The sequence below is a fragment of the Pseudomonas anguilliseptica genome (assembly GCF_021375795.1).
GTDB lineage: Bacteria > Pseudomonadota > Gammaproteobacteria > Pseudomonadales > Pseudomonadaceae > Aquipseudomonas > Aquipseudomonas anguilliseptica_A.
Window position 1 is genome coordinate 1,019,011 of the sequence record NZ_JAEIOI010000001.1, and the last position, 23,825, is coordinate 1,042,835.

Annotated in this window: 28 protein-coding genes and 1 tRNA gene; 13 read left to right on the top strand and 16 right to left on the bottom strand. The window is 59.3% G+C overall.

All coding sequences use genetic code 11. From position 1 onward, the window contains the following. Positions 1–31 precede the first annotated feature (31 nt). Positions 32–1,153 carry an LPS export ABC transporter permease LptF gene (gene lptF / locus IOD17_RS04645; RefSeq protein ID WP_233683916.1) on the top strand — a complete coding sequence of 374 codons (1,122 nt, stop codon included), beginning with the start codon at positions 32–34 and terminating at the stop codon, positions 1,151–1,153. Beyond that, a complete protein-coding gene (gene lptG / locus IOD17_RS04650; protein WP_233683917.1) occupies positions 1,146–2,207 on the top strand; it encodes an LPS export ABC transporter permease LptG in 1,062 nt (353 codons plus the stop codon). The genes lptF and lptG overlap by 8 nt, the downstream gene beginning before the upstream one ends. A 117-nt stretch (positions 2,208–2,324) precedes the next feature. Here the strand turns inward: lptG and IOD17_RS04655 are convergent, their stop codons facing one another. From IOD17_RS04655 to IOD17_RS04665, 3 genes are all read right to left on the bottom strand, one after another. Continuing rightward, complete coding sequence (locus tag IOD17_RS04655; protein WP_233683918.1) at positions 2,325–2,819, bottom strand: RDD family protein; 495 nt, start codon at positions 2,817–2,819, stop codon at positions 2,325–2,327. A gap of 160 nt (positions 2,820–2,979) precedes the next feature. After that, positions 2,980–3,192, bottom strand: a complete 213-nt coding sequence (locus IOD17_RS04660; protein WP_090248782.1) for a cold-shock protein — start codon at positions 3,190–3,192, stop codon at positions 2,980–2,982. Positions 3,193–4,239: 1,047 nt separating this feature from the next. Further along, positions 4,240–4,452 (bottom strand): hypothetical protein, encoded by a 213-nt coding sequence (locus IOD17_RS04665; RefSeq protein ID WP_233683919.1) that lies wholly within the window; start codon positions 4,450–4,452, stop codon positions 4,240–4,242. Between the two features lie 274 nt (positions 4,453–4,726). Here IOD17_RS04665 and IOD17_RS04670 point away from each other — a divergent pair, with 274 nt between their 5' ends. Continuing rightward, entirely contained in the window at positions 4,727–5,215 is a 489-nt protein-coding gene (locus IOD17_RS04670; RefSeq protein ID WP_233683920.1) for a DUF4124 domain-containing protein, read from the top strand. A gap of 188 nt (positions 5,216–5,403) precedes the next feature. On the opposite strand, the gene IOD17_RS04675 is transcribed toward IOD17_RS04670, so the two are convergent. The 12 genes from IOD17_RS04675 to IOD17_RS04730 all read right to left on the bottom strand — a co-directional run bounded on the left by IOD17_RS04675 (position 5,404) and on the right by IOD17_RS04730 (position 13,157). Beyond that, positions 5,404–5,799 carry a hypothetical protein gene (locus IOD17_RS04675; RefSeq protein ID WP_233683921.1) on the bottom strand — a complete coding sequence of 132 codons (396 nt, stop codon included), beginning with the start codon at positions 5,797–5,799 and terminating at the stop codon, positions 5,404–5,406. A gap of 358 nt (positions 5,800–6,157) precedes the next feature. Then, positions 6,158–7,951: a DUF927 domain-containing protein gene (locus tag IOD17_RS04680; RefSeq protein WP_233683922.1), complete on the bottom strand. Its 1,794-nt coding sequence runs from the start codon at positions 7,949–7,951 to the stop codon at positions 6,158–6,160. Beyond that, entirely contained in the window at positions 7,948–8,868 is a 921-nt protein-coding gene (locus IOD17_RS04685) for a toprim domain-containing protein (RefSeq protein WP_233683923.1), read from the bottom strand. Before IOD17_RS04685 ends, IOD17_RS04680 begins: the two co-directional genes overlap by 4 nt. A 4-nt stretch (positions 8,869–8,872) precedes the next feature. Further along, positions 8,873–9,373 (bottom strand): hypothetical protein, encoded by a 501-nt coding sequence (locus IOD17_RS04690; RefSeq protein WP_233683924.1) that lies wholly within the window; start codon positions 9,371–9,373, stop codon positions 8,873–8,875. 5 nt (positions 9,374–9,378) lie between these two features. Then, a complete protein-coding gene (locus IOD17_RS04695; protein WP_233683925.1) occupies positions 9,379–9,699 on the bottom strand; it encodes a hypothetical protein in 321 nt (106 codons plus the stop codon). Next, positions 9,696–9,950 (bottom strand): hypothetical protein, encoded by a 255-nt coding sequence (locus tag IOD17_RS04700; protein ID WP_233683926.1) that lies wholly within the window; start codon positions 9,948–9,950, stop codon positions 9,696–9,698. Before IOD17_RS04700 ends, IOD17_RS04695 begins: the two co-directional genes overlap by 4 nt. Next, entirely contained in the window at positions 9,943–10,113 is a 171-nt protein-coding gene (locus tag IOD17_RS04705) for a hypothetical protein (protein WP_233683927.1), read from the bottom strand. The genes IOD17_RS04700 and IOD17_RS04705 overlap by 8 nt, the downstream gene beginning before the upstream one ends. Before the next feature lie 302 nt (positions 10,114–10,415). Then, the gene (locus tag IOD17_RS04710) at positions 10,416–10,772 is read right to left on the bottom strand and encodes a hypothetical protein (protein WP_233683928.1); all 357 of its coding nucleotides are present in this window, start codon (positions 10,770–10,772) and stop codon (positions 10,416–10,418) included. 2 nt (positions 10,773–10,774) lie between these two features. Further along, complete coding sequence (locus IOD17_RS04715) at positions 10,775–10,993, bottom strand: helix-turn-helix transcriptional regulator (protein WP_233683929.1); 219 nt, start codon at positions 10,991–10,993, stop codon at positions 10,775–10,777. A 97-nt stretch (positions 10,994–11,090) separates the two neighbouring features. Beyond that, a complete protein-coding gene (locus IOD17_RS04720; protein ID WP_233683930.1) occupies positions 11,091–11,558 on the bottom strand; it encodes a hypothetical protein in 468 nt (155 codons plus the stop codon). 98 nt (positions 11,559–11,656) lie between these two features. Beyond that, positions 11,657–12,865: a tyrosine-type recombinase/integrase gene (locus IOD17_RS04725; protein WP_233683931.1), complete on the bottom strand. Its 1,209-nt coding sequence runs from the start codon at positions 12,863–12,865 to the stop codon at positions 11,657–11,659. Positions 12,866–13,072: 207 nt separating this feature from the next. After that, a tRNA-Leu gene (locus IOD17_RS04730) sits at positions 13,073–13,157 on the bottom strand. A gap of 113 nt (positions 13,158–13,270) precedes the next feature. Between IOD17_RS04730 and queA the strand changes: the two genes are divergently transcribed. The 6 genes from queA (at position 13,271) to IOD17_RS04760 (ending at position 19,328) form a co-directional block, all read left to right on the top strand. Further along, positions 13,271–14,320: a tRNA preQ1(34) S-adenosylmethionine ribosyltransferase-isomerase QueA gene (gene queA / locus IOD17_RS04735; RefSeq protein ID WP_233683932.1), complete on the top strand. Its 1,050-nt coding sequence runs from the start codon at positions 13,271–13,273 to the stop codon at positions 14,318–14,320. 14 nt (positions 14,321–14,334) lie between these two features. Then, entirely contained in the window at positions 14,335–15,450 is a 1,116-nt protein-coding gene (tgt, locus tag IOD17_RS04740) for a tRNA guanosine(34) transglycosylase Tgt (protein WP_233684517.1), read from the top strand. 39 nt (positions 15,451–15,489) lie between these two features. Further along, positions 15,490–15,825, top strand: a complete 336-nt coding sequence (gene yajC / locus IOD17_RS04745) for a preprotein translocase subunit YajC (RefSeq protein WP_090375534.1) — start codon at positions 15,490–15,492, stop codon at positions 15,823–15,825. Positions 15,826–15,887: 62 nt separating this feature from the next. Next, entirely contained in the window at positions 15,888–17,756 is a 1,869-nt protein-coding gene (gene secD, locus IOD17_RS04750) for a protein translocase subunit SecD (RefSeq protein WP_233683933.1), read from the top strand. 8 nt (positions 17,757–17,764) lie between these two features. Continuing rightward, a complete protein-coding gene (gene secF / locus IOD17_RS04755) occupies positions 17,765–18,673 on the top strand; it encodes a protein translocase subunit SecF (RefSeq protein ID WP_233683934.1) in 909 nt (302 codons plus the stop codon). Positions 18,674–18,800: 127 nt separating this feature from the next. Further along, positions 18,801–19,328: a glycine zipper 2TM domain-containing protein gene (locus tag IOD17_RS04760; RefSeq protein WP_233683935.1), complete on the top strand. Its 528-nt coding sequence runs from the start codon at positions 18,801–18,803 to the stop codon at positions 19,326–19,328. Between the two features lie 64 nt (positions 19,329–19,392). Here the strand turns inward: IOD17_RS04760 and suhB are convergent, their stop codons facing one another. Next, positions 19,393–20,208 (bottom strand): inositol monophosphatase family protein, encoded by an 816-nt coding sequence (suhB, locus tag IOD17_RS04765; protein ID WP_233683936.1) that lies wholly within the window; start codon positions 20,206–20,208, stop codon positions 19,393–19,395. Between the two features lie 142 nt (positions 20,209–20,350). Between suhB and trmJ the strand changes: the two genes are divergently transcribed. From trmJ to IOD17_RS04785, 4 genes are all read left to right on the top strand, one after another. Beyond that, positions 20,351–21,124, top strand: a complete 774-nt coding sequence (gene trmJ / locus IOD17_RS04770; RefSeq protein WP_233684518.1) for a tRNA (cytosine(32)/uridine(32)-2'-O)-methyltransferase TrmJ — start codon at positions 20,351–20,353, stop codon at positions 21,122–21,124. Continuing rightward, on the top strand, positions 21,117–21,893 hold the full coding sequence (gene cysE / locus IOD17_RS04775) for a serine O-acetyltransferase (protein ID WP_233683937.1): 777 nt from the start codon (positions 21,117–21,119) through the stop codon (positions 21,891–21,893). Before trmJ ends, cysE begins: the two co-directional genes overlap by 8 nt. 139 nt (positions 21,894–22,032) lie before the next feature. After that, positions 22,033–22,524, top strand: a complete 492-nt coding sequence (iscR, locus tag IOD17_RS04780; protein WP_233683938.1) for a Fe-S cluster assembly transcriptional regulator IscR — start codon at positions 22,033–22,035, stop codon at positions 22,522–22,524. A gap of 48 nt (positions 22,525–22,572) precedes the next feature. After that, the gene (locus IOD17_RS04785; protein ID WP_233683939.1) at positions 22,573–23,787 is read left to right on the top strand and encodes an IscS subfamily cysteine desulfurase; all 1,215 of its coding nucleotides are present in this window, start codon (positions 22,573–22,575) and stop codon (positions 23,785–23,787) included. Positions 23,788–23,825: the final 38 nt, after the last annotated feature.

The following is a 23,825-nucleotide window of genomic DNA, read 5'->3' on the forward strand; positions in this document are numbered from 1 at the left end:
GCCTGAGCCTGACAACCCTGGAGTGTCTGGTTTGATCGTCTTCCGCTATCTGTCCCGTGAAGTGTTGCTGACCCTGAGTGCTGTAAGCGCTGTGCTGCTGGTCATCATTATGAGTGGTCGCTTTATCCGTTATCTGGCCCAGGCGGCGCAGGGGTTGCTTGACCCTGGGGTGCTGCTGCTGATCATGGCCTATCGGATTCCCGGCTTTTTGCAGCTGATTCTGCCGCTGGGATTGTTTCTCGGCATCCTGCTGGCCTATGGGAGGATGTACCTAGACAGCGAAATGACCGTGCTGTCGGCCACGGGTATGAGCCAGCAGCGGCTGTTTACCTACAGCCTGGCTCCGGCCGCAATTGTTGCCCTGTTGGCCGGCTGGCTGAGCCTGGGGTTGGCGCCACAGGGTGTTGAGCATGTAGCACGGATTCTCAACCAGCAAAGCGCAATGACAGAGCTGGATACCCTGGTGCCAGGGCGTTTCCAGTCCATGAAGAATGGCGCGCGGGTCACCTACACCGAGCAATTGTCCGAAGACCGTGGCTCGCTGGCTGGGGTGTTTATTTCCGAGAAACAGCTGACGAGCAAGGGTGACAAGGAGCGCGGGATTTCCGTCTTGGTGGCAGAGTCAGGCCATCAGGAAATCCAGCCAGACGGCAGCCGCTACCTGATTCTGGAAAACGGCTACCGCTATGACGGCAATCCGGGACAGGCCGATTACCGCGCCATCAAATATGAAACCTACGGTGTACTGCTGCCCAAGCCCGAGGTGGCTGCCGAGGTGACTGATCGCGAAGCCATACCAACCCGCCAGCTGATTGGTAGTACCAAAGAGCGGCTGCAATCTGAGCTGCAATGGCGTTTATCCATCCCTGTTCTGGTTTTTGTCGTCACCTTGCTGGCGGTGCCGTTGTCGCGGGTCAATCCAAGGCAGGGGCGGTTCCTTAAGCTGTTGCCGGCCATCTTTCTCTATATGGCGTACCTGGCGATGTTGATTGCAGCGCGTGGCGCGCTGGATAACGAGAAAATTCCCGCAGCGCTTGGCTTGTGGTGGGTGCATGGGGTGTTTGTGTTGATTGGGCTGTTGCTGCTGTACTGGGAACCCCTGCGTTTGCGCTGGGCTGCTCGCCGTGCCGTATTGGAGGTGGCCCGTGGTTAAGCTGGATCGCTACATCGGCGCACAGGTGTTTGTCGCCATTCTTGGGGTGCTGGGGATTATCGTCGGCCTGGCTCTGTTGTTTGCCTTTATCGATGAGCTGGGGGATGTCGAAGGGGGCTACAGCCTGCTCGATGCCAGCTGGTACGTACTGCTGACCGCGCCACGTCGCCTGTACGAAATGCTGCCGATGGCGGCCCTGATTGGCTGCTTGATCGGCCTGGGCTCATTGGCCAGCAACAGTGAACTGACCATCATGCGCGCGGCTGGGGTGTCGATCGGGCGTATCGTCTGGGCCGTGATGAAGCCGATGCTGGTGCTGATGCTGGTCGGCGTGCTGATTGGCGAATACCTGGCGCCGTATACCGAGAACCAGGCGCAGGCCACTCGGGCCATGGCGCAGGGCGGTGGCGAGGCGCAGACCGCCAAGCGTGGTTTGTGGCACCGCCAGGGGCAGGAATATGTGCACATCAACGCTGTGCAGCCCAATGGTGTGCTGTTCGGGGTGACCCGTTATCGTTTCGATGAAAACAAACGCATGCTCTCCGCAAGCTTTGCGCGACGGGCCCAGTACGAGGGTGATCACTGGCAGCTGGAAGAGGTGGCGACCACGCACTTCCAAGAGCGCAGCAGTGAAGTGATCAAGCAGGATCGCGAGCGCTGGGATGTCGAGCTGACGCCGCAGCTGCTCGGTACCGTAGTGCTGGCTCCCGATGCGCTGTCGATTACCGGGCTGTGGGGCTATATCCACTATCTCGCGGAGCAAGGGCTCAACAATAGCCAGTATTGGCTGTCGTTCTGGACCAAGGTGCTGCAGCCGTTGGTGACGGCGGCGCTGGTGCTGATGGCGATTTCCTTCATCTTCGGCCCGCTGCGCTCGGTGACCCTCGGTCAGCGCGTGTTCACCGGCGTGCTGGTGGGCTTCGTGTTCCGCATCGCCCAGGACCTGCTGGGTCCATCGAGCCTGGTGTTCGGCTTCTCGCCATTGTTTGCGGTGCTTATTCCTGCGGGTATCTGTGCCTTGGCGGGCGTCTGGTTGCTGCGCCGGGCCGGCTGATCAGGCATCAAAAAGCCGGCGTGTGCATCACTGCACACGCCGGCTTTTTTGTGCCTGGACACTGCCGCTCGGGTTCTGGCGGGATTAATCATCGCGCCGGGTTACTGGCAGGGTGAGCTACTTCTTGTGAATGTTCTTTGGCAGTTGGACGACCTGGCTCTCTGAATAGATGTCATGCCAGCTGCGCTTCTCTTTGTCCCAGAGCACCCAGAAAAAGCCCAAGCCACACAGCAGCCAGGAGCCAATCGCGACCAGAAAACGCAGCAGTGCCTGCCACAGGCTAATGGCGCTGCCGTCATGATTCTGGATGCGCAACCCCCACACCTGCATGCCCAGGGTCTGGCCATTGTGCGTCCAGAACTTGGCAAAGAAGCCGAACAGGCTGAGAAACAGCAGTGTCGATAGTAGAGGGTCGCCATCCAGTGCGCCGGCGTCGGACATCTGTTTGAGCTGCGCTTCGCCGTAGAAGCCCATCAGAATCAGCTTGTAGATAAAGGTCACTACGATCAGCAGTGCCACACACAGCAGAAAGTCATAAAACATGGCAGCAAAGCGGCGGATCAGTCCGGCGCTGGGGAAGTCACCCTGCGGGCGCAGCAGGTGGTTGGGCATAGTCGGCTCTTTACTCAATCGGCTGGCGGGATGGCGGCAAACAATACGGTATTCGCGGACGCCAGGGGGGTATTTTGCCTGCCGACTGGCGTTGCTGCGACTTTTGCGCTCATAAAAAAACCCCTGATGCTGCCATCAGGGGTTCTTCGAAGCGGCAGGATTACTCCTGGATTTGCACTTCGTCAGCTTGCATGCCTTTTTGGCCCTGCACAGCGATAAAGCTGACTTTCTGGCCTTCTTTCAGGCTCTTGAAGCCGTTGCCTTGGATCGCGCGGAAGTGCACGAACAGATCCGGACCGCTTTCAGGAGTGATAAAACCAAAACCTTTCTCGTCGTTAAACCACTTGACGGTACCGTTCTGACGATTCGACATGTTGTATTTCCTTGAAACTAGAGTTGATGACAGCCGCTACTCAAGATGAGGGGCTGATACTGGTTGCAAGGAGTAATGCGGCGTCGAGCGGGATGTAGCGGATCGCGATGATCTACTGCACCAGGTCACGATTTTCGGCGACCCATGCAAACACAGTGCGGAAACTCTACGCTAACTTTCGCGCAAATGCCAACCCCCGCCAGGGCATGCAAACGCTGGGCTTTGACAGGGTTTTACAGGGTTTTCGCTGGAGTATTTACTGCGCCTGAATATCGCATGCGAGGGTGGTCATGGAATTGCGCCAAGATTACGCCAGGCAATAAAAAAGGCCTTGAGTATCAAGGCCTTTCTTCGAATCTATGGTGCCCGGGGGAGACTCGAACCAAGCGCTACATGCTGCGTTTCTTATGGGGTGGCGTGCTGTGTGGTTTTCTATCTACTCACAAATCTACTCACTATTTTTTTTGTGCCTACCAAAACGCGGATTTTGGAGATGCACAAAAAAGGCTCCCCCCGTCGTTCGGAGGCAGGCAAAGCGCGGACTTTTTACCCTCCCCCTCCCTGGCTGCGAGCGGGGCGGTTTGGACGGGTTTTCGGTTCCGGTTCTGCGTTGGGCTGCGGCCAGTGTTTGCGAAGCCTCCGGGGCCACCAGGAACCGGAAGCGGGCAGCGCATGAAACACTCGTACATAGTCCGGCGGCGGGGCCCGAATTACCCGCAAGGGGCCACCCCTCCCGGAGTACCTTTTGGGGTGGGGGGGTGCCAGGGCATGAGAAGTAACGGCCATGTAACGTTGCAGTAACGCACGCGGCGTTACCAGCACCCGGTGGCGTGTGGTGTCAGCTCTATGGATATGCGGGGGAACCGGGGGAACTGGGGGAACCTCCAGCAATGGCGCGGCCTCCAGCGGTTCCCCCAGTAAAATGCTTGAGGGAACCGGGGGAACCGCTGGCAGTGGTGGCAGTGCCACACCGTGGCGTTTCCACCACAGTGGCGCAGCGCATACATATCCGGCATCGGGGGGGCAGCAAGAGCAAGGCCAGCATGGTTAATGCCCGGTGCCAGCACCAGGCGAGCACGGTGCAGACGCCGGCAGAGTCGGGGCAGGCTTGGGGGCGTCCGGTGGTGTGGTGTTCGATGCCTGGGCGCGTGGCTGCCACTCAGGATGCAGACGACGGTAGCGCTTAACGTCTTGGCGGGTGCGCTCTAGCAGCTCAGCCAGGGCGGCGGGGTCTAGTCGTGGGGGTGTGGTCTTGGTCATGCGTATGGCCTCCTTGCCTGCCCACTGAGCATAGCAACAGTGAAACCGCGTGCCACCTTGCTATGGCCTTTGGTGCGCTCTGCTGGTGGTGCTTTCGCGTGTGTGGGGGTGTTAACTCGGTTGTTAATCAACCCCTCTCGCGGGTTTCTTCGATTGAAAGCGTTGGGAGCGCCTAGTTACCGTTGGGTCACCAGCTTGTACCCACATTGGTCATAGCTGAACGTCGATACTGGTCTTATGATAATCGCTTCAATGTAGGATCAGGGAGATTGCCATGGATAGACGATTTATTGTGCTTGCTCTCGCGTTTGTGGCAGTAGATGCCAGCGCTACAAGGCTAAATAAGTGTGTGGATGAGAATGGACATGTAACGTTTACTCAGACAGCGTGCCCAGGTGGCCTGCCGGGCGAGTCAATAAATGTACTCAAGGGTGGTGCTGGCATGTCGCTGGGGCCATCAGGTCAGGTTACTGATAGTGAGTTGGCCGCCGAGTCTGAGCCAGGTGGCACCAAGTTCACTATTGTGGGTGATGATTCTGTATCTGACTGTGGCACTAGCTCTGATCAAGAAATCAGAGCGGCAGTTGTTCGAAATCAGGTGTTTGAAGGAATGACCGGCAAACAGGCAATCCAGTCTTGGGGTTCGCCTGATGTGATTAATCGCAGTTCCAGTGGCAGTGATCAGTGGGTCTATTATCGAGACGAAGTTCTGGCGCAGTACGTATATGTAGATAAGAAAGGGTGTGTGACCGGCTGGAACTAAAATCTCCCCTAAATTGAACCCGCTTCGGCGGGTTTTTATTGCTTGGTGAAAACTAATTCAGTATCAGAACCACTTAACTTTACTGCGTGTCGGGTGATTTTTCATGATGCCAGCCAATACCTTGACGATGCTCTGATTCATGATTCCATTCTCAAATTGGTTTGTGTCGGGGTACGGTTTTCCCGTAGTCACTCCATAGGCGTCTGGTCATACCGCTGGCGCAGCTCAGCACCAGCAAGGCAGTAGCGCCCCGTCGGTGCGTGACAGGATCGGCACGGCATGATGTGGTTATAGAAAGCGTTACGCGCTGCCAGCCATTCGCGTGACGCGGTGACGGCGGTTTGTATGTAGTGCTGCGGCGGGTCTTCTGCTTCTTTCGCCATATCGGGCAACAGGTGTTCAACAGGTGTTGCCTTTCGCACTCTGTGCTGTTTTCGACACTCTGGCGTTCGCTCGCTGCTCGGTTGCTGGTGCTGCTCCAGGTGTGCGGCTGGTGCTGTCGTGTGCGCCACGTTTTCGCTCACAACAAAACGTGGCGCGCTGCCTGTTTTCGCCTCGGTAAACAGGCCCGAAAGCAGGCTCATTGCCCACCCCCGCGCAGCGTAAACACCAATACACATGTTGCTCTAGTTTCAAAAAGTGTGGGAACAGTGGGAACAGTGGGAACAAGCGCTCTAAACCGGGCCTTCCAGACGTTCCCAAACCCTCGTTTTTGTTCCCACTTATTTTTTTGTGGGAACAGTGATAACCAAAATGCACAGTAGTGGCAGGTTCTTATATTCAGAATCTGGTTTGTGTTCCCACCTGTTCCCACTTCTTTTATTAGGTGGGAACGGCTACAACCCCCGTCGTTACTGGCTGTTCCCACTGTTCCCACTGTTCCCACCGATTTTAGGTTCCTGTGTAATTGTGTTTGTGGGGTAAGGGCTGTTTTTGGCGTTTTCATGCCTCGTTGCCCTCGCTGTCGATTGCCTCCGGGCTGATTGCATAAAGCCCGGATGTGCCGCCTCCAGGTAGGCGGTATTTCTTGGTGTGGCGCTTGCGGTCGGTGTCACGTTTGGCGATAGCGCCGGCACCCTCAAGCGCCTTGATGATCCGGCTCAAGCCGTACCCGTGGGCTGCCTCCACAAGTGCCGACTTGTTGAACAGGTACAGTCGTTTGGTGCCGAACAACTCCCAGTATCCGGCCCGGTTAAACACCTTGGCGTCGGGCGTAGGGTCGTCCACGTTTGAGAATCGGCTACTGCCGTGCTTGTCGATAAAGTCGAGTACACCAGCCAGGATTTGCCGGTCTTCTGCGTTGCCGCTACCCACTCGGCTTAGCCACTCTCCATACAACAACAGGCAGTCGGCCAAGGCATTGCCAGCGGCCCAAGGCAGCAAGCCATAAGCAACGGCCATTTCACCGGCCAGGGCGATCACGGCAAAGCGGTCTGCTACCCGTCCGGCCTGTGCGTTGTCTTGTACGAACTGTGCGCGCACTTGGGCGAAGTCTTGCAGTAGGCCGGGGCGGTCGTCGGTATCCAGCAGCCGCTCGACAAATGCCGGGCCTAAGTGGCCGTGCTGGTGCGCTACAGCGACGGTTAGTAGGCGGTGGAAGTCGGCACCCTCCATACCGTGCAACTGGTCAAAGGCGCGGTGTGTGCGTGTACCGGCGTTCACGTCCACCATGCGCAACTCAGCACCAGCATGGGCGGCGTTGCCTGATATAGCGGCGTGCTCAGCTAACGAACGCTCGCCACTGGATAGCGCCAGCAAGCGCCACGTCAGCTTAGGCCGGGCCTCACGTTCGCGGGTCATGGTGCCCTTGCCTTGCCCGTTGGCGAGTGAGTAGGCCATAGCCTGTACTTGCTTGGGGTCAGCGCGCTTGATTTCATCTAGGGGAAGGATGGTGTCGTTACGGCTTGAGGCTTCAATCTCAAGCCCGCCCTTGCTCATATCCCAGCTAGCGGCAAATACACCAGGATCACCCCATACCGACGATCCAACCAACTGCGCCAGTGACTTCCCGCTTGAGCTGTCGCCTACCAAGTGAACGCCGCCACCGACTACGCCAACCAAGCTCAGCAGCGGCCCCGCCAATGCGCAGCCAATGGCCAAGGTCAGTACCGGATTGCCCGCGCACTTAGCGGCCACCTCGGTTTGCCATTGCGCAAGCGAGCCGCTGGTGCTGTACAGGTTCAAACTGCGCGCCCCAGCCTGATAGCGCACGGTGTCGCTGCCTATGGTGCGGTGTGGCAGTACGAACGCGCCGGAGACGTGCCAGCCGGGCCGCGCCGTTGTGGTTATGGTTTGGTCGGGGCGCTGCTCTAGCAGGTACTCCATAAATTGCCCGCGCTTGCGTGGGGCGATGATTGCACCCATGCCGAACAGTGCGCGGCGGGCGTCTTCACCGCTACCCCCAAACACCTCCATTGGAATGATCCACTCCTTAGCGCCGTTATCGGTTAGCAGGCGCAGCAAGCGGCCCTCGCTGCCGTCGTCGCTGTTGATCGTGCGCGCCACTACGGTCATCGGTGTGGCTAGCCAATCGTCGGTGATAGGCCGGGCGCTTTCTTCGCCGTCATCGTCACCCACGGCGGCACGCTTGAAGCCATGCCAGTACACGCCAGGGCGCAGCTTGCGGCCCGTTTCATTTGCCACCCAATGCTCATAAACACCCCAGCATGGGCGGTCTGGTGCGATGGTTGGCGAGGCAGGCGACGGTACAAGGGATAAGGTCGGTTCGGCGCTCATTGGGCAGCCCTCCAGTTGGCGAGGTCGTTAAAGTCGGTTAACTCCAATGGTTCGGCACCTGACCACGGTGGCAGCACCAGCCCACAGCCCAGCGCGGCGGCGGCATTATTGGCTGCGGTCTTGCCGGGGTTGCCGTCGGTCATGCGGTCGTCGTCACCGGCTACGATCAACACGGCGTCGGGGTGCTGGCGCTGCAATCGCTGGCCAACTGGTAGCAGGTTCCCGGCATTCATCGCGCAGGCCACAGCGGCGCCGGTTTCCTCGTGAATGCTGGCCCCGGTTGCCCAGCCTTCGCAGATGTACAGCGGCTGGCCGGCAGTGATGGCGCCCAGGGTCGAACAGCAGCCCTTAACCATGCCCCCACTCAAAAACCGCTTGGAGCCGTCCAGGTAGATGCGCTGCAGATTGACCAGCACCCCGTCACGGCTCAGAGGCACCAGCAAGGCCCCGCCCCGCTGGCGTAGGGTGTGCGCTCGGCAGCCCTTGGCGACCAGGTACGGGTGGCCCGGATCGGCGCGCCGGGCATCACGCCACAGCCTGGCCGCATATTCGGCGGCGGCCTGCTGGCGCTGGTGCTGCTCGGCCTCACGCTGGCGGCGGGCCTGCTCGATACGCTGGCGCAGCTGCTCATGCTCTTGCGGGCTTGCTGCTGCCCGGCTGCTCCATTGGTGCCAGGTGCCGGCATCCTTCCAGCTGCCAAAGGCACCCGCTGCGATGCCGTCCAGGTGGAGCACATACCAGCCGTTGAAGGTGCCGGTCTTGTCTCCGGGGACGTGGAAGCGGTGAAGGGTGCCGTCTGCTACTGGCAGCCAATCAAGCGGGCCATAGGTGGCCTGCAGAGCGTCACGGAAAGCCGGCTCTACTTTCTCCAGGCAAGCCGAACCCGTCAGCGCACTTGCGCCGTTTTTGGTGTGCATAGGGCTATTCATGGCCTACCCCCACCCATGCGGTGCCGTCGAAGCGTTGAATGCGGACATCAGCCAGCGACACGGCGCTAAGCGTGGCTACCCAATCGGAAGGCGAACCGCCACGTTTGCGGCCTACCGTCTCCAGTTTGCGGCGTGTGGTGCTGCTCATTCCGGCTGTCTTGCAGGCGTCCGCCCAATTCATCAGGCGCGGATCATCAGCAGGCAGCGAGAACCGCACACAGCCAAACGTCGATAGCTGCTCCTTGAAGGTCAGCAGGCGCGGGCCATTGGGTGCCGTGACCATCTTTGTGGCGGTTGCCTCCCAGCGTGACGCACGGGAAAACCACAACAATGGCGTCTCGTTTTCAGCTCCGGCATTACTGGGTAGCAGCTCCCCATCAGCGAGAATCAAAGGCAGGTGGTGGTGCTCGGTTGTGTAGTGGTAGACCAAGCCAACAGCTTTATCAGGGCAAGCCGAACCCATCGGCGCACGGGCGCCGTTTTTGATGTGCATGGTGGTTACTCCTGCTGGGCGGGTTGCCAGAACCCGGTGGCTGCCAAAAAGGCGTGGCCGGGTTGCTCGGTTTCTCGGGCCTCGATTACCTGGCGCTTGATAGCGTGCGTCAGCTGCTCGGCCTGCTCGCGCTCAGTGCCGGGCAGATCAACCCGCACAATGCTCACCAGGGCAGCGGGCAGTGCGTCGCGGATCATGCCGGCCAGCTCCAGGGCCAGGCCGCCAATGGTCAGCGGTGGCAGTTCGCGGCGTCGCCCATCGCTGGGCTGGCAGACGGTGACGACGTGACCACGGGTGAGGCTGTGCGCCTCGATGTGATGATTCATTGCGCACCCCCGGTAGCGTTCTGCTCGTTAGCAACAGCCAGTTGCCCGGCTTCGTACAGTTCAGCGCCAGCGGCCAAGGCATAGCCACCCAAGGCGCGGACAGCGTGCGCCAGCCCATCAACGTCTTGTGCGCTTAGGTGATGCTCGGAACCGTCAGCGCCCAGCAAATTGCCCAGCGCTTCGAGCGCATGACCGAGGCTTAACAGACGGTCGCCATGATCCATAGCGCGGGCCGGTAATTGATTAAGCATGGCGCACCTCCTGGGCTTCCAGGGCGCGAGCGCGGGCCATAGCTGCGTTGTAGCGGTTCAGGCGAACGGACAGAGAAGAATCAGCGCGCAGGGCGGCCAGTGCTCGGGCCTTCCAGGCTGCTGCGTGTGATGCGGTCGGATTGAGGGTGTGCGAGTGATTCATGGGTGCGGCTCCTAGAGTTGAGGAGCTGCCACGATTCGCCGTCAAACGAATTGGGGTGGCAGCTGTTACGCATGGGTTGACGGACCGGGACTCTAGGAACCCGGCGCACCCGAAGGTGCCCCACACATAACAGCCGCCATAACGCTGAACTACAGGCACAAAAAAAGCGCCTGATGTCGTATGGTCGGCGCTTGTGCGCCTAGAAGTGTTCGGGCCGTCAAACCCGGTCACTGAATTTGCAGTGACGGCCACACGATAGCGCCGACGGTGACGCTTGGCAATGGTCGGGATGTTTTGCGCACTCATGCTGCGGCCACCCTCTTACCTTTGCGGCTCAGCATATCCAGCACCCGCTGGGCGCGGCGGCGCTCACTGCTGGGCAGGCTGTAGCGGATCACGTCACACGGGTGGCCCCAGTGGTTGGGCACCTTCTCCGGGATGCGCTCGAAGGTAAGGCCGTGGTCGTTGGCCAGGTCGCTGATGGTGCTGTTTAAGCAGTGGTCGCCAATGCGCTCAGCCTCGAAGCGGTTAAGCGGGCCTTGGCGCAGAAGGTGTGCCAGGACGCGACTAATCTTGCTCGGTGCCTTGGTATTGGTGCTGCTAAAATTGCCGGGCGAGTGGCTGGCTTCTGCATGTATTGGGGGGCTGGCCTTTTCCATTTTTAGGCCACCTCGCGCTGTGCGGCCAGCGAATCGCACCAGGCCAGCACCTCGGCTTCGATCCAGGCGACTGACTTCGGGCCAAGGGTGACTTGAGCGGGAAAGGTGCCAGCGGCAATGCGGCGGTAAATCTCGGACGTGGAAAGAGTGGTTAGGGTTTTGACTTCGGCCAGCTTGATAAAGCGGCGCGGGAATTGGGTCGGGGTGGTATGTGCGGCCATGGTGTAAGCCCTCCGGGCATTGCAAAGCGTTAATCAGGAATCAACGGCTGCAATGTTGGGCGGCGCGGCTCTGCAAGTCAGGGGACAAAATAACGCATTATTTTGTCTTTGCGCGGACTAGCCTTTTGCGCAGTTTTTCATCTGCTGCTTCGATGTCATCAAGGGAGAAGGTTTCTTTGGCTGCCGCAAGTTTCTTAAGGTCCAGGCGGCCCATAAAGTCTTCAGCCTCCTGGCGTGTCATGCCTTGGCGCATAAGGTCTTTTATTAGCCAATCAAGTTGTTTTGAATACCAAACGCCATATTTCTTTTTACGGTTCAGCCCTAGCGCTTTATTTGCGTCTTCACCGCACCCTATTTTTCTTAGTGCCTCGCCTAATACAGCAATGGTTCTTGGCCCTAAGTCTTGGCCTCTTCCCATTGCAATCAAATCGCCCAGGCTAAGCAGCGCTTCCCTAACCTCTTGGGTTGTACCGTGCTCGAGCATGTCAGCGTTGCTCGGGGCATAGGCCAGTTCGATTGCTGCCAAGTTAACAGTCACTCTGGGGCGTTTTCTTTGCTCGGCCACTGTCACGCCTCCCGGGCGTTACCCATGCTGAATAGATCGGCTGGTCAGGCGGGTGGGTGCCCGCTTTTCTCCCCGTCGGGATAGGCCAGCCAAAACCGTTAAGCCTTGCGCTTGATGCTCACCACGTTGGCGCCAGAGCAAAGCGCGTCTATCGAATCGGCCCACGCTTGCATCATGTCCCGGCGTTGCTCCAGGTAGGTGGCGTGGTTGTAGGTGTCGCGGATTTCGTCGTCATCACCGTGGGCAAGCTGGCGCTCGATCCAATCCCGGTTATAGCCACGCCCATTAAGTTCGGTGCTCAGCAGGTGGCGGAAGCCGTGGCCGGTTTGCCTGCCTTTATAGCCGGCGTCAGCCAATGCCTTGTTGATGGTGTTCTCACTCATTGGGCGGCTGGTGTTGTTGCGCCCGGCAAATACCAAGGCATAACCCCCGGTGACTTCTTGAAGCTGGCGCAGGATGGCAACGGCCTGACGTGGCAGTGGCACCGAGTGGTCGCGGCGGGCTTTCATGCGCTCTTTCGGAATCGTCCAAGTTGCGGCCTCAAGGTCGAACTCGGCCCAGGGGGCGGCGCGCAATTCACCAGGGCGCACAGCCGTCAGCACCAGCAGGCGGATGGCGTGGCGGGTCAGGGTATTGATGTTGGCTGCTTCGATCTTGCTCAGCAGTTCGGGTAACTCTGCACAGGTGACGTGCGGGTGGTGCCGCGTTGCTGGGGCGTGTGCGGCGATCACGTCCAGGTCGGTTGCTGGGTTGGCTTCTACTGCTCCCTGTGCCAGGCCAAAGCGGAAAATCTGGCTTAGCCACTGGCGGGTTTTCTTGGCGACGTTGTGTGCGCCCCGTGATTCGATCTTGCGAATAAGCGCGACCAACTCAGGGCGGGTAATCGCTTGGGCGGGGCGATGGCCAAGGGCGGGCAGCAAATCCGACTCTAGGTAAGCCGCCACTTTATCGGCGGTAGATTTTGCCCAGCGTGGCGAGCGGTAAGCGTGCCATTCCCGCGCCAGTGTCTCGAATGACAATGCCTCAAGTGCTTGCGCCTGTTTGGTGGCTTGGCGTTCTGCGCCGGGGTCGGTGCCTTCGTCCAGCAGTAAGCGGGCGTCATCACGTTTGCGGCGGGCGGCGGCCAAAGGCACGGCAGGGTAGGCACCCAAGGAAAGCATTTTAGCTTTGCCGTTGAAGCGGTAGCGGTAGCGCCACAGCTTGGAGCCGGTTGGGGCGACCTCTAAGCACAGGCCGTTGCTGTCGGCTAAGCGATACAGCTTGTCCTTGGGCTTGGCTGTTTTGATTGCGGAATCGGTCAGCGGCATGGTGCCCCCGTGTGAGCCATGCCGGGCGGCGTTTGGTGGCTCAGGTGTGAGTAGATTTATCGACCAAACTCGATCTACTCACAAATCTACTCACAATCCAGTGGGCTTACAAGGTAACGGTAGGGAACTGCGGGCAATAAAAAACCGGCTCAAGTGGCCGGTTCTCTAGGGTTTCAGGTCGTTTCGGTACGTCCTGAAATGTTTGTATGGTGCCCCGGGGGAGACTCGAACTCCCACTTCTTTCGAAAACGGATTTTGAATCCGCCGCGTCTACCGGTTCCGCCACCGGGGCACAATGGCGGCGCAGTATAGGGATGAGGTGGGGGTTGGTCAATCCACTTGCGTGGTCAGTTTGCATGATTTCCGGTAAGCTTTGCCGCCCTGCTAGACGACCCCCTTCCGACCATGCGCGTTGCCGACTTCAATTTCGAGCTGCCAGACGCTCTGATTGCCCGCCATCCTCTTGCCGAGCGCCGTGCCAGCCGTTTGCTGGTGCTGGACGGGCCGACGGGTGAGCTGGCGCATAAACAATTCAGTGATCTGCTGGACTATCTGCGTCCTGGCGACCTGATGGTGTTCAACAATACCCGGGTGATCCCGGCGCGGCTGTTTGGCCAGAAAGCCTCGGGCGGCAAGCTGGAGATTCTGGTCGAGCGCGTGCTGGACGCTCACCGCGTGCTGGCTCACGTGCGTTCGAGCAAGTCGCCCAAGCCGGGTTCGAGCATCCTGATTGACGGTGGTGGCGAGGCCGAGATGGTTGCTCGCCATGACGCGCTGTTCGAATTGCGCTTTGCCGAAGAGGTGCTGCCGCTGCTGGAGCGGGTCGGGCATATGCCGTTGCCGCCCTATATTGATCGGCCGGATGAGCAGGCCGACCGTGAGCGCTATCAGACGGTATATGCCGACCGTGCCGGTGCTGTCGCGGCACCTACCGCCGGGCTGCATTTTGATCAGCAACTGCTGGCGGCGATTGCCGAGAAGGGCATTGAGCAAGCCTTCGTGACTCTGCACGTCGGTGCCGGCACCTTTCAGCCGGTGCGCGTTGAGCGCATTGAGGATCATCACATGCACAGCGAGTGGCTGGAGGTCAGCCAGGATGTGGTCGATGCCGTGGCCGCTTGCCGTGCGCGTGGCGGGCGGGTGATTGCCGTCGGCACCACCAGCGTGCGTTCGCTGGAAAGCGCGGCGCGCGATGGCGTGCTCAAGGCGTTCAGCGGTGATACCGACATCTTTATCTACCCCGGTCGGCCGCTGCATGTGGTCGATGCGCTGGTGACCAATTTCCATTTGCCGGAGTCGACCCTGCTGATGCTGGTGTCGGCCTTTGCCGGCTATCCGGAAACCATGGCGGCGTACCAGTGCGCTATCGCCGAGGGTTACCGCTTCTTTAGTTACGGTGATGCCATGTTTATCACCCGCAACCCCGCGCCACGCGGGCCAGAGGAACAGCTATGACGCGCACTTGCCGCATGTCTTTTGAATTGTTGGCAACCGAGGGTAAGGCGCGCCGTGGTCGGCTGACTTTCCCACGTGGTGTGGTGGAAACCCCGGCCTTCATGCCGGTGGGCACCTATGGCACGGTCAAGGGTATGTTGCCGCGCGACATCGAGGCGATTGGCGCGCAGATCATCCTCGGCAACACCTTCCACCTGTGGCTGCGTCCTGGCACCGAGGTGATCAAGAAGCACGGCGATCTGCATGACTTTATGCAGTGGCAGGGGCCGATTCTCACCGACTCCGGTGGTTTCCAGGTTTTCAGCCTGGGTGCGATGCGCAAGATCAAGGAGGAAGGTGTGTACTTCGCTTCGCCGGTCGACGGTGCCAAGGTATTTATGGGGCCGGAAGAGTCGATGCAGGTGCAGCGCGACCTGGGCTCGGACATTGTGATGATCTTCGACGAATGCACACCGTATCCGGCCGAGTTCGATGTGGCCAAGCGCTCGATGGAGCTGTCGCTGCGCTGGGCCAAGCGCTCGAAAGAAGCCCATGGCGAAAGCACGGCAGCGCTGTTCGGCATCGTCCAGGGCGGCATGCATGAGGAATTGCGCAAAGTTTCCCTGGATGGCCTGGAGCAGATCGGTTTTGACGGTTACGCCATTGGCGGCCTGTCGGTCGGCGAGCCGAAAGAGGAGATGATCAAGGTGCTGGATTACCTGCCGCCGCAGTTGCCGGCCGATAAGCCGCGCTACCTGATGGGTGTCGGCAAGCCGGAGGATTTGGTGGAGGGCGTGCGCCGCGGTGTGGATATGTTCGACTGCGTAATGCCGACCCGCAATGCGCGTAACGGTCACCTGTTTATCGATACCGGCGTGCTGAAAATCCGCAATGCTTTCCACAAGCACGACGATTCGCCGCTGGATCCGACCTGCGACTGTTACACCTGTAAACATTTCTCCCGCGCCTATCTGCATCATCTGGATAAATGCGGCGAAATGCTGGGTAGTATGCTCAATACAATCCACAACTTACGGCATTATCAGGTGCTGATGGCTGGTTTGCGCGAGGCTATTCAACAGGGTACATTGGCCGCCTTTGTCGATGCCTTCTATGCCAAGCGCGGGCTGCCAACGCCGCCTCTGGATTGATCCCCAACTGTTTAAAGACCCTTGCAACAGGAGTGTTACATGAGCTTTTTTATCCCCGCTGCTTTCGCTGAAGGCGCCGCACCGGCTGCCGGTCCTGCTGGTAGTGGCTTTGAATGGGTGTTTCTGGTCGGCTTTCTGGTCATCTTCTATTTGATGATCTGGCGTCCACAGGCCAAGCGCGCCAAAGAGCACAAGAATCTGATCGGTGGCCTGCAGAAAGGCGACGAAGTGGTAACCAGCGGCGGTATTGCTGGCAAGGTGTCGAAAGTCTCCGATGACTTCGTGGTAATCGAAGTGTCCGATACCGTTGAGCTGAAGATTCAGAAAGTGGCTATCGCCGCTTCGCTGCCCAAGGGCACGCTGAAAGCGATCTAAGCAACACACCTTTACCATTCGACGGGGCGCTTCATGCGCCCCGCGTCATAACGGGCGGCGTCATGCTCAACAAATTCCCTGTCTGGAAATACCTGCTGATTCTGGCCGTGCTGGCAATCGGCGCTCTCTATTCCCTGCCCAATCTGTACCCGGATGACCCGGCGATCCAGATCAGTGGCAACAGCAGCGCGATGCGTGTCGAGCAGGCTGATCTGGATCGCGCAAGCCGCGCGCTGGACGCCGCTGGCATCAGCGTCAAGGCGACAACCCTGGCCAATCAGGGGCGTACAGGTCTGCTGCGTCTGAACAAGGCCGAAGATCAACTGCCGGCCAAAGATCTGGTGCGCAAGGCGCTGAACGATGAGTTCGTGGTGGCCTTGAACTTGGCGCAAACCACGCCGCAGTGGCTGCGTAACCTGGGCGGCAGCCCTATGAAGCTGGGGCTGGACCTTTCCGGTGGTGTGCACTTCCTGATGGAAGTGGATATGGACAAGGCGCTGGATGCGCGTCGCAAAGTCTACGAGGGCGAGGTCAAGAGCCTGCTGCGCAAGGAGCGTGTACGTTACCGCAGTCTGCCTGAGGCCAATGGCGCCATTCAGCTGGGCTTTGCCGATGAAGCTTCGCTGGAAAAGGCGCAGCGTCTGATTCGCAAGGGCTTCACTGATTTTGAACTGACCACTGTGCAGCGTGGTGAGCAGCAGGTGCTGCGTCTGGCATTGACCCAGGCCAAGCTGGCTGAAATTCGCGAGTACTCGATCAAGCAAAACTTGACCACCGTGCGTAACCGAGTCAACGAACTGGGTGTGGCCGAGCCGCTGGTGCAGCGTCAGGGTGCCAACCGTATCGTGGTTGAGCTGCCGGGTGTGCAGGATACCGCCGAAGCCAAACGTATCCTCGGCAAAACCGCCAACCTGGAATTCCGCCTGGCCGCTGAACCGGGCGCTGCCAAGGCCGCGACCGAGAGTTTTGAGTTCCGCCAGGAGGGCCGCCCGCCGGCACAGCTGGAGCGTGAGCTGATCATCACGGGTGATCAGGTAACCGATGCTCAGGCCAGCTTCGATGAGAATGGCAGCCCGCAGGTGAACATCCGTCTGGATGGCCGTGGCGGCGATCTGATGAACCGTGCAACCCGCAGCAATGTTGGGCGCAGCATGGCGGTGATTTTCATCGAGCAGAAGCCTGTCTCCCGTTATGTGCGCCAGGTTGTTGATGGTGTCGAGAAGGAAGTCGAGCTGCAGACCTTCGTTGAAGAGAAGAAGATCATCAGCCTGGCCACTATCCAATCGCCACTGGGCAGTCAGTTCCGTATCACCGGGCTTGACGGTCAGGGCGAGTCGTCCGAGCTGGCCTTGCTGCTGCGTGCGGGTGGTCTGGCGGCACCGATGTACTTTGCTGAAGAACGCACCATTGGCCCGAGCCTGGGGGCTGACAACATCACCAAGGGTATTGAAGCCTCGCTGTGGGGCATGCTCTTTGTGTCGTTGTTCATCATTGCCATCTATCGCTTCTTTGGTGTGCTGGCGACCATCGCTCTGGCGTTCAACATGGTCTTGCTGTTGGCGCTGATGTCGTTGCTCAGTGCCACCCTGACCCTTCCGGGTATTGCCGGCATCGTGCTGACCATGGGTATGGCGGTGGACGCCAACGTGCTGATCTTCTCGCGGATTCGTGAGGAAATTGCCAATGGCATGTCGGTGCAGCGGGCGATCCATGAGGGCTTTGATCGTGCCTATACGGCAATTCTTGATGCCAACCTGACCACCCTGTTGGTTGGCGGCATTCTGTTTGCCATGGGCACCGGGCCGGTCAAGGGCTTCGCCGTGACCATGTCGCTGGGCATCGTGACGTCGATGTTTACCGCCATTCTGGTGACTCGTGCCATGGTCAACCTGGTCTTCGGCGGGCGTGACTTCAAGAAGCTGTGGATCTAAGGGGTTAGATGATGCGTACGATCAACTTTATGGGCGCGCGCAACTTTGCGTTCGCCGTCACGATGCTTCTGACCCTGCTTGCTCTGGGTAGCTGGTTCTACAAGGGCCTCAACTTTGGCCTGGACTTCACCGGTGGCACGCAGATCGAGTTGAGTTACACCCAGCCTGCCGACCTTGGCAAGGTACGTGATCAACTGGCTGCTGCAGGTTATACCGATGCCGTGGTTCAGACCTTCGGTGCCACCACGGATGTGGTGGTGCGTCTGCAGGGTGATGATCCGAACCTGGGCAGTCAGATCGCTGCTGCCCTGCAGGGGGTTGGCGATGAGGCGGTAACCGTCAAGAAAGTCGAGTTCGTCGGGCCGCAGGTCGGTGAAGAGCTGCGTGACCAGGGTGGCCTGGGCATGCTGCTGGCGCTGGGCGGGATCATGCTGTACCTGGCGTTCCGTTTTCAGTGGAAATTCGCCCTGGGTGCCATCGTTTCCCTGGTTCACGACGTGGTTGTGACCCTTGGCATTCTGTCGTTTTTCCAGATCACCTTCGATCTGACGGTGTTGGCGGCTCTGCTGGCAATCATCGGTTATTCGCTGAACGACACCATCGTGGTGTTTGACCGCGTGCGTGAGAACTTCCGGGTGCTGCGCAAAACCAGCCTGATCGACAACATCAACATTTCCACAACCCAGACGCTGCTGCGCACCATGGCCACATCGATTTCGACATTGCTGGCGATTGCCGCGCTGCTGGTCTTTGCGGGTGACAACCTCTACGGTTTCTCCGTGGCGTTGTTCATGGGGGTGTTGGCGGGTACCTATTCGTCGATCTATATCGCCAACGTGGTGCTGATCTGGCTCAACCTGAGTGTGGATGACCTGATTCCCCCGGTAGTGGCTGAAGAGGTTGATGAGCGCCCCTGATTCTGTGCGTTTCATCGCAAATGGTTGAATGAGCCGGGCATGTGTTGAACTTGCCCGGTTTTTTTATGCTCCAAGGCTGGGAGTAAGGTGCGCTGAGCACCGCAGCGATAGGTCGAAGGAGGCGTGCATGAATAAGTCAATGTTGGTGGGTGCGGTACTGGGTGCAGTCGGCGTGACGGCGGGTGGCGCTGTGGCGACTTATAGCCTGGTCAGTGCACCGCAATATGCCGAAGTGCTAGCCGTGAAACCGGTAAAGGAAACTATCAAGACCCCGCGTGAAGTGTGCAAGGACGTTGCCGTGACGCGTCAGGCACCGGTCAAAGATGAGCATCAAATCGCCGGTACCGCCATTGGTGCGGTGGTTGGTGGGTTGCTGGGTAATCAGGTCGGTGGCGGTAATGGCAAGAAGCTGGCAACAGTTGCCGGCGCGGTAGGTGGTGGTTATGCGGGCAACAAGGCGCAAGAACACTTGCAAAGTCGTGACACCTACACCACCACGGAAACCCGCTGCAACACAGTGACCGACACCAGCGAGAAGCTGGTGGGTTATGACGTCAAGTATGAGTTGGATGGCAAAATCAGTCAGGTGCGTATGGCCAGTGATCCAGGTCGGCAGATTCCGGTGCGTGATGGTCAGCTGGTGCTGGTGGACTAAAGGCCGGCAGTTTTTCCAGGCACAAAAAAAGCGCCCCGCAGGGCGCTTTTTTTGTGGTCGCTGGTTAGCGTTTCAGCGAAGCCGACAGGTGCGGCTGAATGGCAGTCAGTACGGCCTTGAAGCATTTGGTGTTGCCGGCAACGATCTGACCTTTCTCCAGGAAGTCGTGGCCACCGCTGAAGTCACTGACCAGGCCGCCTGCTTCCTGAATCAGCAAGGCCCCTGCAGCCATATCCCACTCGGACAGGCCGAACTCCCAGAAGGCGTCGAAGCGGCCGGCAGCCACGTAGGCCAGGTCCAGGCTCGCTGCGCCAGCGCGGCGTACGCCGGCGGTCTGGCCGACCAGGCTGCGGAACATGCCGATGTAGTTTTCCAGGTTTTCCATCTGGCTGTCGCGGAACGGGAAGCCGGTGCCGAGCAGGGCGCCTTCGAGGCTCTTGCGGTTACCCACGCGCAGGCGGCGACCGTTGAGGGCGGCGCCACGGCCGCGGCTGGCGGTAAATTCTTCCTGGCGAACCGGGTCGATGATCACGGCGTGCTCAAGGCGGCCACGGTATTTGCAGGCGATGCTGACGGCGTAATGCGGGATGCCACGGATAAAGTTGGTGGTGCCATCCAGTGGGTCGATGATCCACTGGTAGTCTGCGCCCTCACCGCTGCCTTCACTCAGGCCGCTTTCTTCGCCGAGGATGCCGTGGTTCGGGAAGGCTTTGCGCAGGGCCTGAATGATCAGTTGCTCGGCAGAGCGATCAATTTCAGTCACATAGTCCTTGGCTTCTTTCTCGTCGACCGAGATGACGTCCAAGCGTTCGGTCGAGCGGAAGATCATTTCGCCGGCGCTACGGGCTGCGCGCAGCGCGATATTCAGCATGGGCTGCATGGATGTTCACCTGGGTCGTTAAAGAAAGCCGGCCATTCTAGCAGAAAAGTGCGGCGGTTGAAGTGCAACCTGCGCCTTGCGTGGCGCAAGGCGGGTTGCTTATGTAAGATTTGTCGCCTGACGTCATGCTCTGTGGGTGTTTGTGGTGCTGGAAAATATTCGCGTCGTGTTAGTGGGTACCAGTCATCCGGGGAATATCGGCGGCGCGGCGCGGGCCATGAAAAACATGGGCTTGTCGCAGCTGGTGCTGGTGGATCCACAGGACTTCACCAGTGATGAGGCTGTGGCGAGAGCGTCTGGGGCCACGGATATTCTGCAGGATGCGCAGGTGGTTGGCACCCTTGAGGAGGCACTGGTTGGGTGTCGCCTGGTGCTCGGCACCAGTGCCCGGGATCGGCATATTCCCTGGCCGATGCTGGAGCCGCGCGAGTGTGGTGTAACGGCTTGTGAGCAGGCGCGGCAAGGGGCTCAGGTCGCCCTGGTATTTGGTCGTGAGTATGCCGGCCTGACCAATGAGGAGCTGCAGCGCTGTCATTACCATGTGCACATTCCGTCTGATCCGACGTTCAGTTCGTTGAATCTGGCGGCGGCAGTTCAGGTGCTGGCCTACGAGGTGCGCGTGGCTTGGTTGGCGAGCGAGGGGCAGCCCCTCGCGCAGGTGTCGGTTGCCGACGAGGGTGACGAGCCTGTGACGGCTGACGAGCTTGAATCGTTTTACCGTCACTTGGAGCAGGCGCTGGTTGAGATCGGGTTTCTTGATCCGCTCCGGCCGCGGCATTTGATGAGCCGTCTGCGCCGTCTCTATGGGCGCAGTTCAGTCAGCAAGCTGGAAATGAATATATTGCGCGGCATCTTGACCGAGACCATCAAGGCGGCGCGCGGTGAGCACCATAAGGGGGAGAGGGCAGATGTTTGAGCGCATGCGAGAGGATATCCAGAGTGTGTTTCATCGCGACCCGGCGGCGCGCAATGCGTTTGAGGTGGTCACCTGCTATCCGGGCTTGCATGCCGTTTGGCTGCACCGTTTGGCGCATGCTCTGTGGGTGTCTGGTTGGAAGTGGTTGGCGCGCGTGGTATCAAACTTCGGGCGTTGGCTGACGGGTATCGAGATCCACCCTGGAGCGAAGATCGGTCGGCGTTTCTTTATCGACCATGGTATGGGCATCGTCATTGGTGAAACGGCCGAGATTGGCAATGATGTAACGCTCTATCAGGGGGTCACCCTGGGAGGCACTAGCTGGAACAAGGGTAAACGCCACCCGACGCTGGAGGACGGTGTGGTGGTGGGGGCGGGCGCCAAGGTGCTGGGGCCGTTTACAGTCGGTGCTGGTGCCAAGATCGGCTCCAATGCGGTGGTCACCAAGGAAGTGCCGGCGGGCGCGACAGCGGTGGGTATCCCGGGGCGGATCATTCTCAAGGTGGACGATGAGCAGGAGGCTAAGCGTCAGGCGATTGCCGAGAAGCTTGGGTTCGATGCTTATGGCGTGAGTCAGGACATGCCGGACCCGGTGGCGCGTGCCATTGGTCAGTTGCTGGATCATCTGCACGCGGTGGATGGGCGTCTGGAGGGTATGTGCGGTGCCCTCAAGTCCCTGGGCAGTGATTACTGCGCCAAAGATTTGCCGCAACTGCGTGACGAAGATTTCGCGGGCGTGGTCAAAGATGCGGACAAGCCGGCGGCCTGATGGTGTGAGGGGTGGTGGTTTGCTATGATGCGCGCCCCTTATGCTGCCTAATCCCGACTAACGTGCTAGGTCTTATAGTTGACTTAAATGCTCGGGAATTAGATAATCGCAGCATATTGCGATCACGCGGTAAGCCCTTATGCGATTAACCACCAAAGGCCGTTACGCCGTCACCGCCATGCTGGATTTGGCGCTGCACGCACAGCGTGGGCCGGTGTCACTGGCTGATATTTCCGAGCGGCAGGGCATCTCCCTTTCCTATTTGGAGCAACTGTTTGCCAAGCTGCGGCGCGGCAATCTGGTGTCCAGTGTGCGTGGGCCGGGTGGCGGTTATCAGTTGTCGCGCGACATGCGTGGTATCCAGGTTGCCGAAGTGATCGATGCGGTCAATGAGTCGGTCGATGCTACCCGCTGCCAGGGGCAAGGCGACTGTCACGCGGGTGATACCTGTCTGACCCACCATCTGTGGTGCGACCTGAGCCAGCAGATACACGAATTCCTCAGCGGCATCAGCTTGGCTGATCTGGTAACCCGACGAGAAGTGCAGGAAGTAGCCCAGCGCCAGGATCAGCGCCGCTGCAATGGCAGGACGCCGTTTCTGGATAAGATCGAAGCGTCCGCCGTTGATTGAGCGCAAGGCGCTGGCCAGCTGGCCTGAGACCTGATTAGGAGAAAGTTGATGAAATTGCCGATTTACCTCGATTATTCCGCCACCACGCCGGTTGATCCGCGTGTTGCGCAAAAAATGAGCGAATGCCTGCTGGTTGACGGCAATTTCGGTAACCCAGCATCGCGCTCCCATGTGTTCGGCTGGAAAGCTGAGGAAGCGGTTGAGAATGCTCGCCGCCAGGTGGCTGAGCTGGTCAATGCCGATCCGCGCGAAATTGTCTGGACGTCCGGTGCTACCGAGTCCAATAACCTGGCCATCAAGGGTATTGCCGACTTCTACAAGACGAAAGGCAAGCACCTGATTACCTCGAAGATCGAGCACAAGGCGGTGCTCGACACCATGCGCCAGCTTGAGCGCGAAGGCTTCGAAGTCACCTACATTGAGCCGGGCGAAGATGGTCTGATTACTCCGGCCATGATTGAGGCCGTGCTGCGTGAGGACACCATTCTGGTGTCGGTCATGCATGTGAACAACGAAATCGGCACCATCAATGACATTGCCGCGATTGGTGAGCTGACCCGCTCGCGCGGCGTGTTCTTCCACGTTGATGCGGCGCAATCCACCGGCAAAGTGGCGATCGACCTGGAGACCCTCAAGGTCGACCTGATGTCCTTCTCTGCGCACAAGACCTATGGTCCGAAAGGCGTCGGTGCGCTGTTCGTGCGCCGCAAGCCGCGTGTGCGTCTGGAAGCGCAGACCCATGGTGGCGGTCATGAGCGCGGCATGCGTTCCGGCACTCTGGCGACCCACCAATGTGTGGGCATGGGCGAAGCCTTCCGCATTGCCAAGGAAGAAATGGCTCAGGAAAACCAGCGCATCCTGGCCCTGCGTGAGCGCTTCTTCAAGCAGGTTGATGGTCTGGAAGAGCTGTACATCAATGGCAGCATGACCGCCCGTGTGCCGCACAACCTCAACCTCAGCTTCAACTACGTTGAGGGCGAGTCGCTGATCATGGCGCTCAAGGATCTGGCGGTTTCCTCCGGTTCGGCTTGTACCTCGGCCTCTCTGGAGCCGTCCTACGTGTTGCGCGCCCTGGGTCGCAATGACGAGCTGGCACATAGTTCCATCCGCTTTACCTTCGGCCGCTTCACCACAGATGAAGAAGTCGATTACGCCGCGCAGAAAGTATGCGAGGCAGTCACCAAGCTGCGCGAATTGTCGCCGCTGTGGGATATGTACAAAGACGGTGTCGACATCTCCAAGATCGAGTGGGCGGCGCACTAAGTAGTCGCCGAGCAAGAGCGACTCTCTGATGAGGAAGG

Excerpts from the sequence above, each read along its gene's own strand:
- IOD17_RS04685 (WP_233683923.1), bottom strand. The coding sequence starts at position 8,868 with ATGCACACCAAAAACGGCGCAAGTGCGCTGACGGGTTCGGCTTGCCTG.
- IOD17_RS04785 (WP_233683939.1), top strand. The coding sequence starts at position 22,573 with ATGAAATTGCCGATTTACCTCGATTATTCCGCCACCACGCCGGTTGAT.
- IOD17_RS04725 (WP_233683931.1), bottom strand. The coding sequence starts at position 12,865 with ATGCCGCTGACCGATTCCGCAATCAAAACAGCCAAGCCCAAGGACAAG.
- IOD17_RS04760 (WP_233683935.1), top strand. The coding sequence starts at position 18,801 with ATGAATAAGTCAATGTTGGTGGGTGCGGTACTGGGTGCAGTCGGCGTG.
- IOD17_RS04665 (WP_233683919.1), bottom strand. The coding sequence starts at position 4,452 with ATGACCAAGACCACACCCCCACGACTAGACCCCGCCGCCCTGGCTGAG.
- queA (WP_233683932.1), top strand. The coding sequence starts at position 13,271 with ATGCGCGTTGCCGACTTCAATTTCGAGCTGCCAGACGCTCTGATTGCC.
- IOD17_RS04695 (WP_233683925.1), bottom strand. The coding sequence starts at position 9,699 with ATGAATCATCACATCGAGGCGCACAGCCTCACCCGTGGTCACGTCGTC.
- IOD17_RS04715 (WP_233683929.1), bottom strand. The coding sequence starts at position 10,993 with ATGGCCGCACATACCACCCCGACCCAATTCCCGCGCCGCTTTATCAAG.
- yajC (WP_090375534.1), top strand. The coding sequence starts at position 15,490 with ATGAGCTTTTTTATCCCCGCTGCTTTCGCTGAAGGCGCCGCACCGGCT.
- secD (WP_233683933.1), top strand. The coding sequence starts at position 15,888 with ATGCTCAACAAATTCCCTGTCTGGAAATACCTGCTGATTCTGGCCGTG.
- IOD17_RS04660 (WP_090248782.1), bottom strand. The coding sequence starts at position 3,192 with ATGTCGAATCGTCAGAACGGTACCGTCAAGTGGTTTAACGACGAGAAA.
- IOD17_RS04690 (WP_233683924.1), bottom strand. The coding sequence starts at position 9,373 with ATGCACATCAAAAACGGCGCCCGTGCGCCGATGGGTTCGGCTTGCCCT.
- IOD17_RS04710 (WP_233683928.1), bottom strand. The coding sequence starts at position 10,772 with ATGGAAAAGGCCAGCCCCCCAATACATGCAGAAGCCAGCCACTCGCCC.
- IOD17_RS04670 (WP_233683920.1), top strand. The coding sequence starts at position 4,727 with ATGGATAGACGATTTATTGTGCTTGCTCTCGCGTTTGTGGCAGTAGAT.
- IOD17_RS04655 (WP_233683918.1), bottom strand. The coding sequence starts at position 2,819 with ATGCCCAACCACCTGCTGCGCCCGCAGGGTGACTTCCCCAGCGCCGGA.
- suhB (WP_233683936.1), bottom strand. The coding sequence starts at position 20,208 with ATGCAGCCCATGCTGAATATCGCGCTGCGCGCAGCCCGTAGCGCCGGC.
- cysE (WP_233683937.1), top strand. The coding sequence starts at position 21,117 with ATGTTTGAGCGCATGCGAGAGGATATCCAGAGTGTGTTTCATCGCGAC.
- secF (WP_233683934.1), top strand. The coding sequence starts at position 17,765 with ATGATGCGTACGATCAACTTTATGGGCGCGCGCAACTTTGCGTTCGCC.
- IOD17_RS04680 (WP_233683922.1), bottom strand. The coding sequence starts at position 7,951 with ATGAGCGCCGAACCGACCTTATCCCTTGTACCGTCGCCTGCCTCGCCA.
- IOD17_RS04705 (WP_233683927.1), bottom strand. The coding sequence starts at position 10,113 with ATGAATCACTCGCACACCCTCAATCCGACCGCATCACACGCAGCAGCC.
- IOD17_RS04700 (WP_233683926.1), bottom strand. The coding sequence starts at position 9,950 with ATGCTTAATCAATTACCGGCCCGCGCTATGGATCATGGCGACCGTCTG.
- IOD17_RS04675 (WP_233683921.1), bottom strand. The coding sequence starts at position 5,799 with ATGAGCCTGCTTTCGGGCCTGTTTACCGAGGCGAAAACAGGCAGCGCG.
- tgt (WP_233684517.1), top strand. The coding sequence starts at position 14,335 with ATGTCTTTTGAATTGTTGGCAACCGAGGGTAAGGCGCGCCGTGGTCGG.
- iscR (WP_233683938.1), top strand. The coding sequence starts at position 22,033 with ATGCGATTAACCACCAAAGGCCGTTACGCCGTCACCGCCATGCTGGAT.